At 70.8% G+C, this 16,062-nt stretch carries 12 protein-coding genes; 7 read left to right on the plus strand and 5 right to left on the minus strand.

Annotated elements, in window-relative coordinates; genetic code table 11:
• The first annotated feature begins 452 nt into the window (after nt 1-452).
• Together ACZ69M_RS18280 and ptsP are read left to right on the plus strand one after the other, a co-directional pair.
• Nucleotides 453-902, plus strand: a complete 450-nt coding sequence (locus ACZ69M_RS18280; RefSeq protein WP_470050991.1) for a PTS sugar transporter subunit IIA — start codon at nt 453-455, stop codon at nt 900-902.
• 83 nt (nt 903-985) lie between these two features.
• Nucleotides 986-2,656: a phosphoenolpyruvate--protein phosphotransferase gene (ptsP, locus tag ACZ69M_RS18285; protein ID WP_470050993.1), complete on the plus strand. Its 1,671-nt coding sequence runs from the start codon at nt 986-988 to the stop codon at nt 2,654-2,656.
• Between the two features lie 68 nt (nt 2,657-2,724).
• Here the strand turns inward: ptsP and ACZ69M_RS18290 are convergent, their stop codons facing one another.
• Together ACZ69M_RS18290 and ACZ69M_RS18295 are read right to left on the minus strand one after the other, a co-directional pair.
• Entirely contained in the window at nt 2,725-3,618 is an 894-nt protein-coding gene (locus ACZ69M_RS18290) for a hypothetical protein (RefSeq protein WP_470050995.1), read from the minus strand.
• A gap of 22 nt (nt 3,619-3,640) precedes the next feature.
• The gene (locus ACZ69M_RS18295) at nt 3,641-4,849 is read right to left on the minus strand and encodes an MFS transporter (protein WP_470050997.1); all 1,209 of its coding nucleotides are present in this window, start codon (nt 4,847-4,849) and stop codon (nt 3,641-3,643) included.
• A 111-nt stretch (nt 4,850-4,960) separates the two neighbouring features.
• Between ACZ69M_RS18295 and ACZ69M_RS18300 the strand changes: the two genes are divergently transcribed.
• Nucleotides 4,961-6,280, plus strand: coding sequence for an aminotransferase class I/II-fold pyridoxal phosphate-dependent enzyme (locus ACZ69M_RS18300; RefSeq protein ID WP_470050999.1), 1,320 nt, complete (start codon nt 4,961-4,963; stop codon nt 6,278-6,280).
• On the opposite strand, the gene ACZ69M_RS18305 is transcribed toward ACZ69M_RS18300, so the two are convergent.
• Entirely contained in the window at nt 6,281-8,248 is a 1,968-nt protein-coding gene (locus tag ACZ69M_RS18305; RefSeq protein ID WP_470051001.1) for an acetoacetate--CoA ligase, read from the minus strand. It lies immediately after the preceding gene.
• A 204-nt stretch (nt 8,249-8,452) separates the two neighbouring features.
• On the opposite strand from ACZ69M_RS18305, the gene ACZ69M_RS18310 reads away from it, so the two are divergent.
• A complete protein-coding gene (locus ACZ69M_RS18310) occupies nt 8,453-10,819 on the plus strand; it encodes a glycoside hydrolase family 31 protein (protein ID WP_470051003.1) in 2,367 nt (788 codons plus the stop codon).
• A 28-nt stretch (nt 10,820-10,847) separates the two neighbouring features.
• On the opposite strand, the gene ACZ69M_RS18315 is transcribed toward ACZ69M_RS18310, so the two are convergent.
• Entirely contained in the window at nt 10,848-11,384 is a 537-nt protein-coding gene (locus ACZ69M_RS18315; protein ID WP_371648478.1) for an NUDIX domain-containing protein, read from the minus strand.
• A gap of 137 nt (nt 11,385-11,521) precedes the next feature.
• Nucleotides 11,522-12,331, minus strand: coding sequence for a M15 family metallopeptidase (locus ACZ69M_RS18320; RefSeq protein WP_470051005.1), 810 nt, complete (start codon nt 12,329-12,331; stop codon nt 11,522-11,524).
• A gap of 289 nt (nt 12,332-12,620) precedes the next feature.
• Between ACZ69M_RS18320 and ACZ69M_RS18325 the strand changes: the two genes are divergently transcribed.
• The 3 genes from ACZ69M_RS18325 to ACZ69M_RS18335 all read left to right on the plus strand — a co-directional run bounded on the left by ACZ69M_RS18325 (nt 12,621) and on the right by ACZ69M_RS18335 (nt 16,061).
• On the plus strand, nt 12,621-13,046 hold the full coding sequence (locus tag ACZ69M_RS18325; RefSeq protein WP_470051683.1) for a Zn-ribbon domain-containing OB-fold protein: 426 nt from the start codon (nt 12,621-12,623) through the stop codon (nt 13,044-13,046).
• A gap of 28 nt (nt 13,047-13,074) precedes the next feature.
• Nucleotides 13,075-14,265 carry a lipid-transfer protein gene (locus ACZ69M_RS18330; protein WP_470051007.1) on the plus strand — a complete coding sequence of 397 codons (1,191 nt, stop codon included), beginning with the start codon at nt 13,075-13,077 and terminating at the stop codon, nt 14,263-14,265.
• 170 nt (nt 14,266-14,435) lie between these two features.
• Nucleotides 14,436-16,061 carry an EAL domain-containing protein gene (locus ACZ69M_RS18335; protein ID WP_470051009.1) on the plus strand — a complete coding sequence of 542 codons (1,626 nt, stop codon included), beginning with the start codon at nt 14,436-14,438 and terminating at the stop codon, nt 16,059-16,061.
• The last annotated feature ends 1 nt before the right edge of the window (nt 16,062 follow it).

A 16,062-nucleotide genomic window follows, 5' to 3' on the forward strand; every position in this document is an offset into this window, starting at 1 on the left:
GGCTTTCCTCCGGGCGCTTCCCTTCGGTCTTGCTGTCTTGCTTTGTTCTTGCGTTTCCGACTCTATCAGACCGTTTCCCGATCCGATTTCCTCGGCACTTTCCAGGTTTCCGCTTTCGCGTTTCCCTTTCCGGCGGTCCAAACACTATCAGCGATTTTCCGTCTCTCTGACCACGGCTCTGCGGACATGCAGAACCAGACCCCGAGATAGGATCTGACAAGTTGGGTGCTGCCAGGCAAGGACGCTTGGTCGCGTCACTCGGCCTCAAGCAGGAGTACGACTCTACATGGGGGTTTGGAGCGCGCGCAAATCGTTTGCGCGGTGCTCTAGGGCCGCCAACCGGGACCTCTCATGCGGAACCGGCAGTTCGTATGACATACCCTGCTCAACAGTGCGCCGTCCGGTACAGGCAGTGACGGCCCATATGAATCTCCACCCCTGGGAGGCTTCCCATGACCATCGTGACGTCCCCTCTTGCAGGACGCACCATCGGACTCACCGCGGTACCGGATCCCGTCTTCTCCGGAGCGATGGTAGGCCCCGGCACGGCGATCGACCCCGTGCGTGAGCCCGGGGAGGCTGTCGCCCCCGTGGACGGGGTGATCGTCTCGCTTCACCCTCATGCCTTTGTCGTCGTCGACACAGAGGGCCATGGCGTGCTCACGCACCTGGGCATCGACACAGTGCAGCTCAATGGCGAGGGCTTCGAGCTCCTCGTCAACAAGGGTGACACCGTGACCCGCGGTCAGGCCGTCGTGCGCTGGAACCCGGCTGCCGTCGAGGTGGCCGGCAAGTCCCCGATCTGCCCGATCGTGGCGCTCGAGGCGACGGCCGACTCCCTCTCCGATCTTCGCGAGGACGGCGATGTGAAGGCCGGCGACGCCCTTTTCAGCTGGCAGTGACATCAACAGCGCTGCCGTCATAGACGGCAGGTTCGAAAACCACCGCGGCGGCGGGACGCGCCGCACTACCGGAGACGGGTGAGATGGAGACAACGCTGCGAGGCGTCGGCGTGAGCCACGGTGTGGCCATCGGCGAGGTTCGGCACATGGGAACGGCGGTGCTTGAGCCGCCTGCCAAGCAGATCCCGGCGGAGGACGCGGAGCGCGAACAGGGGCGCGCCCGTAAGGCCGTCGAGGCTGTGGCGGCCGATCTGATGGCGCGCGGCAATCTGGCGGGGGGCGAAGCCCAGGCGGTGCTCGAGGCCCAGGCCATGATGGCCCAGGATCCCGAGCTGATGGCGGACGTGGATCGGCGTATCGCGGTCGGCAGCACGGCCGAGCGTGGCGTCTATGACGCGTTCGCTTCCTATCGCGCGCTGCTGGCGGGTGCCGGTGAGTACCTCGCCGGTCGCGTGGCCGACCTCGACGATGTGCGGAACCGTATCGTCGCCCGGCTGCTCGGAGTGCCCATGCCGGGCGTCCCCGACAGCGACGAGCCGTACGTCCTTATTGCTCGTGACCTCGCGCCCGCGGACACGGCTCTGCTCGACCCCACCCTCGTCCTCGGCTTCGTCACCGAGGAGGGCGGCCCGACCAGCCACAGCGCGATCCTCGCTCGGGCACTCGGAGTTCCCGCCGTCGTCGCGCTCCCCGGCGCCGGAGAGCTCGCCGAAGGCACGATGATCGCCGTGGACGGCAGCACCGGCGAGATCTTCGTGGAGCCGAGCGCCGAGAAGCGGGCGCAGCTGGAGGCCGCGGCTGCCGAGCGGAAGGCGGCGCTGTCGGCCTCGACCGGACCGGGTGCCACCTCCGACGGACACAAGGTGCCGCTGCTGGCCAATGTCGGCGGTCCCGCCGATGTGCCGGCCGCCGTCGAGGCCGGCGCCGAGGGTGTCGGTCTCTTCCGTACCGAGTTCCTCTTCCTGGACGACAGCAAGCAGGCGCCGTCCGAGGAGAAGCAGGTCGAGGCGTACCGGCAGGTGCTGGAGGCGTTCCCCGAGGGGCGTGTCGTGGTGCGGGTGCTGGACGCGGGCGCGGACAAGCCGCTGGAGTTCCTCACTCCGGCCGATGAGCCGAACCCGGCACTGGGTGTCCGGGGTCTGCGCACTCTGCTCGACCACCCCGATGTCCTGCGGACGCAGCTGACGGCGCTCGCGAAGGCCGCGGAGGGTCTGCCGGTCTACCTCGAGGTCATGGCGCCGATGGTCGCCGACCGCATCGACGCCAAGGCGTTCGCGGACGCGTGCCGTGCCGCCGGGCTGAAGGCGAAGTTCGGCGCGATGGTGGAGATTCCGTCGGCCGCGCTGCGGGCTCGCTCGATCCTCCAGGAGGTCGAGTTCCTGTCGCTGGGGACCAATGACCTCGCGCAGTACACCTTCGCCGCCGACCGGCAGGTGGGCGCGGTGTCCCGCCTGCAGGACCCGTGGCAGCCCGCGCTGCTCGACCTGGTCGCCGTGTCCGCCGAGGCTGCGAAGGCCGAGGGCAAGAGCTGTGGTGTCTGCGGTGAGGCCGCGTCCGATCCGCTGCTCGCGTGTGTGCTGACCGGTCTGGGGGTCACCTCCCTGTCGATGGGTGCCGCGTCGATTCCTTATGTCCGGGCGACGCTCGCCAAGTACACGCTGGCGCAGTGCGAGCGTGCCGCCGCGGCGGCACGTGCCACGGACACGGCCGACGAGGCGCGCACGGCGGCCCAGGCGGTGCTGTCCGGCGAATAGCCGGGGCCGTTCGTCGAGCGACGGTTGCTCAGGGGCGCTCCACCTGCGGGTGGGGCGCCCCTTCGCGTTCAGTGCGTGTGGCCCGTCGCCTCCTCTCCGTCGCCGAGGTCGGGTGGTACGCAGTAGTCGACGCCTGACTCCGGGGAGACCAGATCTCCGGATGCGACATCGGTGCAGTAGGCGTCGAAGACCTCGCCTGCGGTGAGGGGTTGCAGGCCTTCTCGACGCAGTCGCCATCCGTAGACGCGGTCGGTCGTGTCGGGGGCGGTGGTGCGCATGACGAGTCCTCCGGCGCTGCCGGTGGCAAGACCCAGGGCCAGGACGGTGGTGAATTCGAGGGCTTCCGCCTCGTCGAGGCGGGTGGTGCCCTCTGCGTCGTCGTCGGCCCGCAGCGCCGCGACGAGTGTTTCTGGTGCCGCGGAGACGCTGCACACGAGATGGTGCGCGCCGGGGCTCGCGGTGTCGAGGACGCGGGTGAGCAGGTGGGAGGCGCGGGCGAAGGACGCTCGTCCGATGTCCTCTCCGCAGGACGCGCAGTTGCCGATGCGGGCCAGGAGCGTGGTCGCGTACTCCCAGGTCGCTTTGCGGACGGCTTCGTCGACGAGGTCGGGGACGAGTTCGTCGAGGGGCTGTCCCTCGTACGCGACGGTGGGGCCGGTGGCGGCGAGTTCGGCGGTGAAGCGTGTGCGGCTGGCGGCGGTGTCGGGTTCCAGGCCGTTGTGGGCGCAGAACTCCGCGTACTCCTCGGGGTCGAAGAGCGCGACCGTGGTGTGGCTGCCTTGGGCTGCCAGGGTCCTGAGCAGGGATTCCACCTGGTGGAGGTAGGTCGTGTGGTCGTCGAAGGTGAAAGTGCGGTAGCGCCGCATCGCCGTGAAGTCGTGCTCGTCGGTCAGCAGACCGATGGTGCCCGCGATTTCGCGGCGCAGGACGCGTCGCATGGTCTGGTGCTCGGTGTGCGCCATGTTTCCCCCTGTGCGCAGTCGATCAATGCTCACTCACAGTAACTGGCGGCACTGACAACGCCGTGCGGGAGAGTTGGTCTCGCACCAGGTGATGCTGAAACACGCAGGTCACGGCGATGGTCGCGCCGAAGGCCGTCCAGCCGAGGGGGCCTGTCGCGATGGCCGCGGTGACGGCGAGTGGTCCGATGCTGCGCTGGGCGGACTGCGCCAGTCCATGGACGCCCAGGTAGGCGCCCTGGGCCGTCCCGGGCGCGAGGGCGACGGAGAGTTCCCAGGAGACGGTGGCGTGCAGCATCTCCGCCACGGTGAAGGCGACGGCCGAGGTCGTGAGGAACAGCGTGGCGGTGAAGGCTCCGCCCGCGGCCGAGAGTGCCATGGCGGCGCCGCCGAGAGCGAAGGCGGCGGAGAGGGGGAGGAGCAGGGAGCGCGCGGCAGCCGTCGTGGCGCCGAAGCGGGCCAGGGGGACCTGAAGGGCCACGACCATCAGGTTGTTGAGAACCATGAGCAAGGGGGCGAGGCCGTGCGGGGCTTGGTCGGAGTGGGCGATCCAGAGCGGCAGGCCGACCTTGAACACGGCGTCGTCGAGGAAGAGGACGGTCTCGGTGGCGACATACGCGAGATACCCGCGGTCGCGCCAGGGGTTGGCCGGTCTGGTGGTGGGGGCGGGGTCCTTGGACGTGGCGATCGTGCGTGCGGGGGACGGTGGTTCGGCGCAGCGCACGGTGAGGAGGGCGGCGGCGACGAACGACAGCGCGTCTCCTGCCAGGAGCCACTGGTAGGCGGTGGTGGTCCCGATCGTGAGAGCGGCCGCGGCGGTGAGGCCGCCCAGGGCCCATCCGGCGTTGGCGACGGTTCTGGTGACGGCTTGATAGCGGACGCGGTCGGGTCCGGAGACGCGGGTGGCGTACAGCTTGGTGAGGACGTTGGCGGCCCTGTCGCCGAAGCTGCCTGCGGCCGAGAAGGCCAGCAGCAGGGCGTAGTTGTCGGTGGTGAGCAGGGCGAGGGAAGCCAGGGCTCGCAGGATCTGCAGGGAGATCAGGACGCGGGTGAGGGGCAGGCGGTCGGCAATGCGGCCGCCGAGCGGTGCGCCGGCGATGCCGATGGCCCCCGAGACCGCGGCGAGGGTGCCGACCTGTGCCACGGACAGGCCGGTGACGTAGGTGAAGTACAGGACCGACACGGCTGCCCACAGGCCGCTGCCGGTCCGGTCGACGAGGGCGATCCAGAGCATTCTTCGGCCGTCGGGGCCTCCTGGAATGCGTGTCGACCATGCGGCTGCGCGGCTGATCGGTCCCACCGTTCCCCCTTGCTTCCACTTATGTATTGATACATACTTGGTAACGTGGCAACACAATATGGGATCAGTGGTACGACGGCCAAGGGAATTGCCTCGTCCGTCGAACGAGGCGTGGCCGAGGGCGCGTTGGGACCGGGTGCGGCACTGCCTCCGGTGCGCAGGCTTGCCGACGAGCTCGGGGTGAGCCCAGGGACGGTCGCGACGGCGTACAAGGAACTGCGGCGGCGCGGGATCGTCGTGACGCGCGGGCGGGGCGGCACTGTGGTCGCCGCGGCTCCCTCGGTGGCGTCGCGACGACCACCGAAAGTGCCGGACGGACTGCGGGACCTGGCGGGTGGCCATCCCGACCCTCGGCTGCTTCCGCACCTGGTGCCGCCCTCGCGGCTCTCCCCCGGCGCGCGGTCGCACCGCAGCACGCCGCGTCTGGCGCGGTTGGAGGACGTCGTGCGCGACTGGCTGAGACGGGACGGGGTGCCGACGGAACACGTGACCTTCGCGCACGGCGCGCTCGATCTGATCGGGCGACTGCTGTCGGTGGAGTTGCGTCCCGGTGACGCCGTCGCGATGGAGGACCCCGGCTATCACCATCTGCTGGACCTGATCACGGCGCTGGGGCTGCGTACGGTCCCGGTGGCCGTGGACGACCAGGGGATGCGGCCCGAGGCCCTGCGCGACGCGCTACGGGCCGGCGTACGAGCGGTGGCGTGCAGTCCGCGGGCGCAGAATCCGTACGGCGGTCGCTTCTCGGCGGAGCGCCGCGACGCTCTGGTCGCCGTACTCCAGGAAGAGCCCGATGTGCTCGTGGTGGAGAACGACCATGCGTCCGCCGTCGCCGACGCGCCTCTTCATGCTCTGGCCGCGGGCGGCCTTGCGCGCTGGGTGCATGTGCGGACCGTGAGCAAGTTCCTCGGGACGGACCTGCGGTGGGCGGCCGCGGCCTGCGATCCGATCACACTCGCCCGGCACGACGGCCGGATGCTGCTCACCTCCGGCTGGGTCAGCCACCTGCTCCAGGAGACGGTGTACGAGCTGATGACGGACGACGACACGCGCGCATTGGTCGCCCGCGCACAGGAGACGTACGCGCTGCGGCGGAACGCGCTGCGACGCCAGCTCGCGGAACAGGGGATCCCGTCCCATTCCGTGAGCGGAATGAATGTCTGGGTACCGGTGCGCGACGAGTCGGCCGTCGTCAATGGACTGCGGTCCTACGGGTGGTGGGTCGCGGCGGGTGCGCGGTTCAGGCTCGCTTCCGCGCCCGGTGTACGGATCTCGGTCGCGGAACTCGAACCGTCCGACGCAGTGCGCCTGGCCTCGGACTTCGCTGCCGTGCTCGGCGAGTCCGAGGCCACCTACGGAGGTTGATCAGCCGCGCTTGCGGGCCAGCTCTTCGTAGAAGTGCAGCAGCTCGACGTTGTCCACGGAGCCGACGTTGACCGCCTTGTCCAAAGGGGCTCCCTGGAGAAGGCGCTTGACCGGAACCTCGATGCGTTTGCCCGTGAGGGTGTGCGGGACGCCGGGCACCTCGATGATCTCGTCGGGGACGTGGCGCGGGGAGAGCTGTTCGCGGATGGTCTGCTTGATGCGGTTCAGGAGTGCCTCGTCCAGCGCGGCTCCAGGGGCGAGGTGGACGAAGAGGGGCATCCAGTAGCCGCCGTCGGGCTGTTCGACACCGATGACGAGCGACTCCTTGATCTCGGGGAGACGTTCGACGGCTTCGTAGATGTCGGCCGACCCCATGCGCACGCCCTGGCGGTTGAGCGTCGAGTCCGAGCGGCCGTGGATGACGACGGAACCGCGCGAGGTGACGGTGATCCAGTCACCGTGGCGCCACACTCCGGGATACGTGTCGAAGTAGCTGTCGTGGTAGCGGCTGCCGTCGGGGTCGTTCCAGAAGCGGATGGGCATGGACGGCATCGGGTTGGTGACCACCAGCTCACCGACTTCGTCGATCAGGGGCTTGCCGCTGGGGTCCCAGGACTGGAGGTCGGTGCCGAGGCCGGGGGCCTGGAGTTCCCCGATGTACACCGGGAGCGTCGGCACCGCTCCCGCGAAGCAGGAGCACACGTCCGTGCCACCGCTGACGGAGGCGATCCACAGATCGTCGCGGACCTCGTCGTGCAGCCAGCGGAAACCGTCGGGCGGCAGCGGCGAGCCGGTCGTCGCGACGCACCGCACACGCGTGAGGTCGAAGTCCTGGGAGGGGTGGACGCCCGCCTTGCGGCACGCCATCACATACGCGGCGGACGTGCCGAAGAGGGTCGCTCCCGTGCGTTCGGCGATCCGCCACTGGGCACCCGTGTCCGGGTATCCGGGGCTGCCGTCGTAGAGGACGATCGTGGTGCCCGTGAGCAGGCCGGAGACGAGGAAGTTCCACATCATCCAGCCGGTGGACGTGTACCAGAAGAAGCGGTCCTCGGGGCCGAGGTCGCAGTGCAGGCCCAGTTGCTTGAGGTGCTCGACGAGAATGCCGCCCTGGGACTGGACGATGGCCTTGGGGAGGCCGGTCGTGCCGGAGGAGTAGAGCACCCACAAAGGGTGGTCGAAAGGGACCTCTTCGAAGACGGGCGGCACGTCCGCCGAGGTCAGCTCGGACCAGTTGAGGGCGCCTTCGGGGGCTTCGGTGCCGAGCAGTGGGATGTGGACGACGGCACGCAGGGTCGGCAGTTCGCGGCGCAGCTCGGCGACCACGTCCCGGCGGTCGTGCTCCTTGCCGCCGTAGCGGTAGCCGTCGACCGTGAAGAGCACGACGGGTTCGACCTGCTGGAAGCGGTCGAGGACGCTGCGCGCGCCGAAATCCGGGGCACAGGACGTCCACACGGCCCCTACGGCGGCCGTGGCGAGCAGGGCGGCCACGGCCTCGGGAATGTTCGGGAGATAGCCGCTGACGCGGTCCCCCGGCCGTACCCCGAGGGCGCGCAGCTCGGCGGCCAGGGAGCCGACCTGACGGCGAAGTTCGGACCAGCTCACCGGGGTCGCCTCGTGCGTCTCGTCGACGTACAGGAGCGCCGGTTCGTCCGCACGGGTCCCGGCCGCGCGCAGGGCGTGCTCGGCGTAGTTCACGGTCGCCCCGGGGAACCATTCGGCGCCGGGCATCGAGCGGTCACCGAGCACGCGCGCGTAGGGGGTCGAAAACCGTACGTCGAACCACTCGGTGACGGCCTTCCAGAACGTGTCCAGTTCCCGTACGGACCAGCTGTGCAGTGCCGGGTAGCCGCCGTCGGACGGGGCTCCGTGGTGCTCGGCCGCCCAGGCCTGGAACTTCGTGACCTGCGCCTGGTCGATGCGCCCTGGGTCGGGCTGCCAGAGCGCTGAGGGGTTCGCGGTGGACATGAATCGGCTCCCGGACTGTGTGCGTCGGTCGCGCACGAGCTGGGGTGTGCGCGTCACGCGGCTGACACGGACGATGCCATGTGATCGACTTCCGCACCAGGGTGCGCCGCAGATGGTCGTCCGCGTGAAGATGTGCCCCTGTCGCGGGTGAACGGCAGTTGAACGACTCACTCATTTGGCGCAGGCAATGGCAGGGTGAGCAGCATGGACGGTCGTGACCTGGTGCGTTCGGTGAAGACGGTCGGTTCGACGGGGGCGGCCCAGGGCTTGCGTACCGTGCGGGCCGCATGGCGAAGGAGGCGTGCCGACGCCGCCGGGCTGCCGCGGCGGGGGGCCGAGCGCGCGCGGGTGCCCGGCCCGGTGGAGGGGGCGGAGCCGGGGCCCGGGGGTGGGATCGTCCGGTTCGCACGGTCCGAGTTGCGGATCACGGTCGCGGTGAGCGGGGCGGTGTTCTGGGGCTGGGACGGGGCCGGTCCGGAGCCGTCCTACGCGCTCGCGGGCCGTTGCCCGGAGCCGGACCCGCGGGCCGTTCTGGAGCCCGACAAGGACGGCGGCTGGCGGGTGGTGGCCGAACGGGTGACGGTCGTCGTCTCGCGGCACGGCGCCGTCGAGGTGCGAACCCCGGGTGGTGTGATCCTGCGCCGTGATCTGCCGCCCCGTTGGTGGGAGCCGGCCGACGGGGGCGGCGCGCGGTGGATGCAGCGCTCGGAAGTGGCCGCCGACGCCCGGTTCTTCGGTCTGGGCGGGCGCGCGGCCGGTCCCAGACTGCGTGATGGGACGTACCGGCTGTGGAACACGGATCCCGGGCACGCCTTCGCGCCGGGCGACGATCCGCTGTACATCACGATGCCCGTGCAGATGGTGGTCTCCGACGCGGGCACGCATCTCGTGTTCCATGACACCTCCTGGGACGGCACGGTGACCCTGCGCGAGGGCGAGGAGGGCGCGGGGTCGGGGCACGACCGGGCGGGCACGTGCGAGTTGCGGATGGACGGCGGCCCGCTGCGCTGCTGGTTGATGGTGGGCACCCCCGCGCGCGTGCTGCACGCCTGGGCCTCGCTCACCGGGGCCCCCGCGCTGCCGCCCGCGTGGGCGCTGGGACACCATCACGCGCGCTGGGGCTTCGGCAGCGAGCAGGAGGTGCGGCGGATCGTCGCGGGCTATCAGGAGCGCGGTCTGCCCCTCGACGCGGTCCACCTGGACATCGATCACTATGACGCCCACCAGGTGTTCACGGTGGACCGGGAACGCTTCCCGAAGCTGCCGGTGCTCGCCGAGGAGCTGCGCCGCGACGGCATCCGGCTCGTGTCGATCGTCGACCCGGCGGTCAAGGCCGCACCGGGCAACGCGGTGTACGACAGCGGTCTCGCCGAGGACGCCTTCGTGCGGGACGGCTCGGGCCGGCTTGTACGGGGAGTCGCATGGCCCGGGGAGTCGGTCTATCCGGACTTCACGCACGCGCGTGTGCGGGAGTGGTGGGGCGGCCTCTACGAGGAACGGCTGGCGCAGGGGTTCGCGGGATTCTGGCACGACATGAACGAGCCGACGTCGTTCACGGCGTTCGGGGAGTCGACGCTGCCGAGGTCGGCTCGGCACTCCCTGGAGGGACGCGGCGGCGACCATCGTGAGGCGCACAACGTCTACGCCCTGGGCATGGCACGAGCCGCGTACGAGGGCCTGCGCGAACTGGATCCCCAGGAGCGGCCGTTCCTCTTCTCGCGCTCCGGGTGGGCCGGAATGCAGCGCTACGGAGGGACCTGGTCCGGAGATGTGGCCACGGGCTGGCCCGGACTGCGGGCCTCACTGTCACTGGTGCTGGGGCTCGGGCTGTGCGGGGTTCCGTACTCGGGTCCCGACGTGGGCGGTTTCGACGGCAGCCCGTCTCCCGAGCTGTACCTGCGATGGTTCCAGCTCGGCGCGTATCTGCCGCTGTTCCGTACGCACGCGAGCCTGCGGGCGGGGCGCCGGGAGCCGTGGGAGTTCGGTGACGACGTACTGGAGCACGCGCGCGCGGCCCTCGTCGAGCGGCGGCGGCTGCTCCCGTACTTCATGACGCTGGCGCTGCTGGCGCGCCGCACGGGCGCACCCTATGTGCGGCCCCTGTGGTGGGCGGCGCCCGAGGACCGGGCGCTCAGGGACTGCGAGGACGCCTTCATGCTGGGTGACAGCCTCCTTGTGGCACCGGTGCTGGACCACGGGGCCGACCGTCGTGCGGTGCAGCTGCCCCGGGGGCGTTGGTACGACACGGTCACCGAGGAGGCGTACGAGGGACCGGCCCAGGTGTTGCTCGATGCCCCCTCGTCGCGGATCCCGGTGCTGGCGCGCGCGGGTGCCGTCGTGCCCGTCCGGGGCGACGACGGTGGCCTGGAGCTGGAGGCGTGGGCTCCGGCGCGCGGGCGGGTCGGGGGCGGGCTCGCCGTGCCGGACCGCGGCGACGGCTGGGACGAGCCCGAGCTCGAACGCTACGTGACGCGCTGGGAGGGGCAGCACGTGGTCGTGCGGCGGGCCGGAGAGGGCGGAGCGGGCAAGCCGGAGTATCCGGTCCGTGTCCGGGGCCTCGGGGCGCGTTGACGGCCTCTGAGAGCCCCCGTGGGGCTCCTCAGACGTACCGTCCCTCGAACCATGCGCGCGCCGCCAAGGTGTGCAGCGGGAAGGCGAGCTCGGTGGGCCGGCGCAGCAGGTGCCAGCCCTCGGTCTCGTCCGTGGCGGCGGACGGCGGCAGTTCGGCGGCCGGGCGCTCCGGTAGGAGCCCGAAGAGCAGCAGGTGACCGGCGGGAGAGCTCATCGCGTCGGCGAGCCGTACCTCGCGGCTCGCCACGTCGATTCCCGTCTCCTCCTTGAGTTCCCGGGCGACGGCGTGCCGCCAGTCCTCCCGGTGGTCGATGAACCCTCCGGGCAGCGCGATGCCTCCGCGCGCGGGGGCGATGGTCCGGGTGATGACGACCAGGGCGGTGCCCCTGTCGTCGTACACGGGCTGCAGGGCCACCGCGACCGGCAGCGGATTGCGGTAGGCCACGCCGCCGCAGACGGCGCAGGTGCGGGGCCAGCCGGAGTTGCCTTCTCCGTAGGGTGCTCCGCAGCTCGAACAGTGTGAGTCCGGCGCGAAGTCGGCGGGTGGGTGCGGGGTTGCGGACACGCCGCGGACTGTAGCCGATCACTTCTCGCTCGTCTTCGGGTGCCTCATCAGGTGCGGGTCCGGGCGCCTGTCGCAGTGCGTCTCGTGATGCGGTCCGCCCCGCCGCCACGGGGCGGACCGGGGCGGACCGGCCCGGCTCAGGGGGACGAAGTCAGTGACTTCTTGGACACGGGGAAGTCGAAGTACGTGTCGGGGTAGGGCTCGGGCTTGTACGTGTAGTGCCACCACTCCTCGGCGAGGTTGACGAATCCGAGGTCTTCAAGGGTGCTTTTAAGGAGCAGCCGGTTGGCTCGCTGCATGCCCTGGACGCGTGGGTCCAGCGTGTGCGCGAGGGTGTCGAAGCAGTCGAAGCCGGTACCCATGTCCACGGAGTTGTCCGGGAAGCGCTCGGCCTGGGGCGCGTAGCAGGGCACGAGGGGTTCTCCGGGGACGTACGGGCGGGTCGGCTTCGCCGGCAGCCGCACGATCGTGAGGTCCATCGTCGAGCCGCGGCTGTGTCCGGACTTCTCGGCGATGTAACCATCCTCGAACAGACGGGTCTTGTCGACCTGCGGATAGAACTCCGGCTTCATCGCCTGGTCGTCGAGATCCTCGGCCCATCGCACGAAGTGGTCGACGGCGCGTTGCGGCCGGTAGCAGTCGTACACCTTGAGGGTGTAGCCCTCGTGCAGCAGTGTCACCTGGGCCTTGTGGAGGGCTTCGGCGGCGGGTCGGGTGAGGATGCAGATCGGCTGCCGGTAGCCGTCGACGCGCTCGCCCACGAAGTTGTGCGGCGTGAAGTAGCGCATCTCCTGGATGATCGTGGGGTCCACGGATCCCAGGGCCACGAAGTCCTCGGGAGCCTTCGGCTCGGGCGTCGCCCGGGCGGTGGCGGAGGCGGCGGTCACGGCCAGTAAGGCGGCGAGCGTGGTCACCAGACCGCGTACGGCGGTGGAGAGTCGTGTCATGCCCCCTGCATCTATCAGGTGCGGGATCCGTCGGGGAAGGGATCACAGGCGGTCGGGCACCATCGAGTGAGGGAATCGGCGGATCGCCCGACGCGCCCCGGAGCCGCACCGGGAGGCACGGCCGGAACCACCCCCGTGGGCCCCGGCCGCACCTCCCGATACTCCGACGCCCAGGAGGCCTCCACGGTTCTCTCCGTCGCGCTGCCCATTTCCCGATGCCCGTGGCACACTTCTGACGTTCCGTCAGATCCAGTGTCGTGGAGGGGTCTTGTCGCGTACACGTACACCCGTGGTCACCGGATGGTTCGCCGGGGAGGGGGACGACTTCCGTCTCCTCGGCACGCGCTGCTCCGCGTGCGCCTCGGTCTTCTTCCCCCGCGAGGACATCTTCTGCCGAAATCCGCGGTGCCGGGGCGGTGAGCTGACCGAGGTTCCGCTGTCCCGGCGCGGTCGGGTCTGGTCGTACACCGACAGCCGCTACCGGCCTCCGTCACCGTATGTGACCGACCCGGAACTCTCGTGGGAACCCTATGCGTTGATCGCTGTGGAACTGGAATCCGAGCGACTCGTCGTACTCGGTCAGACGGTTCCCGGGATCACCGTCTCCGACCTGGCGGTGGGCATGGAGGTGGAGGTCGTCCCCGGTGTGCTGAACGAGGACGAGGAGACGACCTGGACGACGTGGCACTGGCGGCCGACGGGGGTGACGGCATGAAGGGCATGTGGCGTACGGGGGTGCCGGCATGAGCGGTGAGGTGGCGGTGCTCGGCGCGGGCATGCACCCGTGGGGCAAGTGGGGGCACGGATTCGTCGAGTACGGGGTCGTGGCGGCGCGTGCGGCGCTGGCCGACGCGGGGATCGACTGGCGGGACGTCGGCTCGGTCGTGGGCGCGGACACCGTGCGCGCCGGCTATCCGGGGTACGTGGCGGGAGCGACGTTCGCGAAGGCCCTGGGCTGGCAGGGAGCGCGGGTCACGAGTGTGTACGCCGCGTGCGCGTCGGGGGCGCAGGCCATCAACACGGCGCGGGCGCAGATCCTTTCGGGTCTCGCGGACGTGGTTCTCGTGGTCGGTGCCGACGCCGCGCCCAAGGGGTTCTTCCGTCCGGCGGGCGGGGACAGGCCGGACGATCCCGACTGGCTGCGGTTCCGGGTCCTCGGCGCGACGAATCCGACGTACTTCGGGCTGTACGCGCGGCGGCGGATGGCCGTGCACGGGGACACCTTGGAGGATTTCGCGCAGGTCAAGGTGAAGAACGCCGCCCTGGGGGCGCTGAATCCGAACGCGCGGTACCGCAAGAGGGTCACGGCCGAAGAGGTGGCGGTCTCCGCCGTCGTCGCCGACCCGTTGCGGCTGCTCGACATCTGTGCGACGTCCGACGGGGGCGCCGCCCTCGTGCTGTCGAGCATGGACTTCGCGCGACGGCACGGGGCGGCGGACCCCGTGCGGATCCGCGCGGTGTCGACGGTGACACCGCGCTACCCCACCACCGTGCTCGACCTCCCGGACATCGCCACGGACTCCGCCGTCGCGGTGGAACCCTCGGCCGGCACCTTCCGGGCCTCGATCGCGCGGGCGGCGTACGAGGAGGCGGGCATCGGTCCCGAGGACCTCTCGCTCGCCGAGGTGTACGACCTCTCCACGGCCCTGGAATTGCAGTGGTACGAGGACCTGGGGCTGTGCGGGGAGGGGGAGGCCGTGAAGCTGCTGCGGGAGGGTGCCACGTCGCTGGGCGGGCGCATACCGGTGAATGTCAGCGGCGGACTGGCCTCCTTCGGAGAGGCCGTTCCGGCGCAGGCCATAGCCCAGGTGTGCGAGCTGACATGGCAACTGCGCGGGGACGCGGGCGACCGGCAGGTCGCGAGCGCGCGCGTGGGAATCACGGCGAACCAGGGGCTGTTCGGACACGGTTCGTCGGTCGTCGCCGTCCGCTGAGTCGGCAGCCGGCCGAATGCACCGGGTCCAGGGGCGGCGTGCGCCGCGAAGACGGTCACCCACCGACGCTCGCCCGCGGCCGTCCGCACTCGGTGTGACGACCTCGGAATGCTGCGTGAACAGCTCGTGAATCGCGCCCGGGCCTGCGCGGGCGGGGCCAGTATGCTCCCGTGCCCTCCTGGACGGATACTGTCCGCTTCGCCTTCCAGCCGGTCGTCAACCTGACGACCGGAGGGGTCGCGGCGCTGGAGATACTCGCCCGTCCCGAGTCAGGTGACATCCTGGCACAGGCCCGCCGCGACCCCGAACTCGACGGGCGGCTGGCGGCGTTGGCGATCCGCGCAGCGGCCCGCAGGGAGACGATGCTGCCGCTGCACGTGAACGTCTTCGCGGGGACACTGGCCGATCTCGGACGGCTCGCGGCGCTGCGCGACGCCGTGCGCGAGGCCGGTCGGCTGCCGTGGGAGGTGACGATCGACATCGGTCCGCCGTACACGCACGTGCCGCACCAGGCCCTGCTGGAGGCGGTGTCCACGATGCGGAGCGAAGGTTTCCGGATCTGTGCGGACGGGGTGGGCGACGGCGACGTACCCCTGCGGCTGCTCACGGACCTCGCGCCCGAACTGGTGAAACTCGATGCGTCCCTGCTGACGCGGCCTGCGGCGGTCAGGGCGATGCGGACACTGTGCGAGCAGTTGGGCGCGCTGCTGTCCGTGGAGGGCGTCGAGACGGAGCTGCAGTGCGCGGCCGCGGTGTCGGCGGGGGCGCAGCTGGCGCAGGGCGAGCTGTTCGCGCCGCCCGCACGGCTGCCCGTCGCGGACGTATACGTTCCGGCCCTCTCCCCCGGCGCCGCGGCCGCCCCCCGGTCGGGACCGTCGGTGCGGCAGTTCGTGCGGCCCGCCGCGCTGCTGCCCGCGACGGCGTCCGCGGGGCAGGTGCGGGCGCTGCTCACCGGCTCGCCCGACGTGTCCGGTGTGCTGCTCGTGGATCCCTCCGGGATCCCGGTCCGCTCGGTGCACCGGTCGCGCTTCCTGCTGTCGATGTCGGGGCCGTACGGGCATGCCCTGTACGCCGACCGGCCGGCCGCCAAGCTCGGCGATCCGCCGCGTACGGTCGGCGTCGACGCGACCGCGTGGGAGGTCCTCGACGTGGTGGCGGACGGCGAGCGGGACCGTACGTCGGACGATGTCGCGGTCGTCGATCACTACGGGCGGTGCGTGGGGGTCGTACGCCTGGCCGATCTCGTACGAGCGCTCTCCGAGAGCCGGGTCGAGGAGGCGGCCGGGCTCAACCCGCTGACCAGGCTGCCCGGTTCGGACGCGATCACCGGCGAGGTGGACCTGCGGATCGCCGACGGCCGGCCGTTCGCACTCAGTTGGCTCGATGTCGACCACTTCAAGCAGGTCAACGACGGAGCGGGCTTCGCCGCGGGCGACGAACTGATCCGGGAGGTCGGGCGGACGCTGCAGCACGCGGCTTCCGGGACGACCCGGGTGGGGCACATCGGCGGCGACGACTTCCTGGTCCTCGCGGATCCGGAGACTCTCGGCCCGCTGGCCGGCACGGTACTCGACGCGCCCTGGTCGGCGGGCGGACGCCCCGTCACCTTGTCGCTGGCCACGGTCCTGTGCGCACCGGGCAGCGTGACCGACCACCGACAGGCGGCGGCCTGTCTTGCACCGCTCAAGCAGGCCGCCAAGGCTCTGAGCGGGGCGAGTTGGGTGCTGGGGCGGGCGGGACTGCCGGGACATGAGGTCCTGCGTGGTTCGGGGGCGGAGCGGGCACAGGCCGGTTGAG

It is taken from the genome of Streptomyces sp. NPDC107454, from assembly GCF_055582885.1.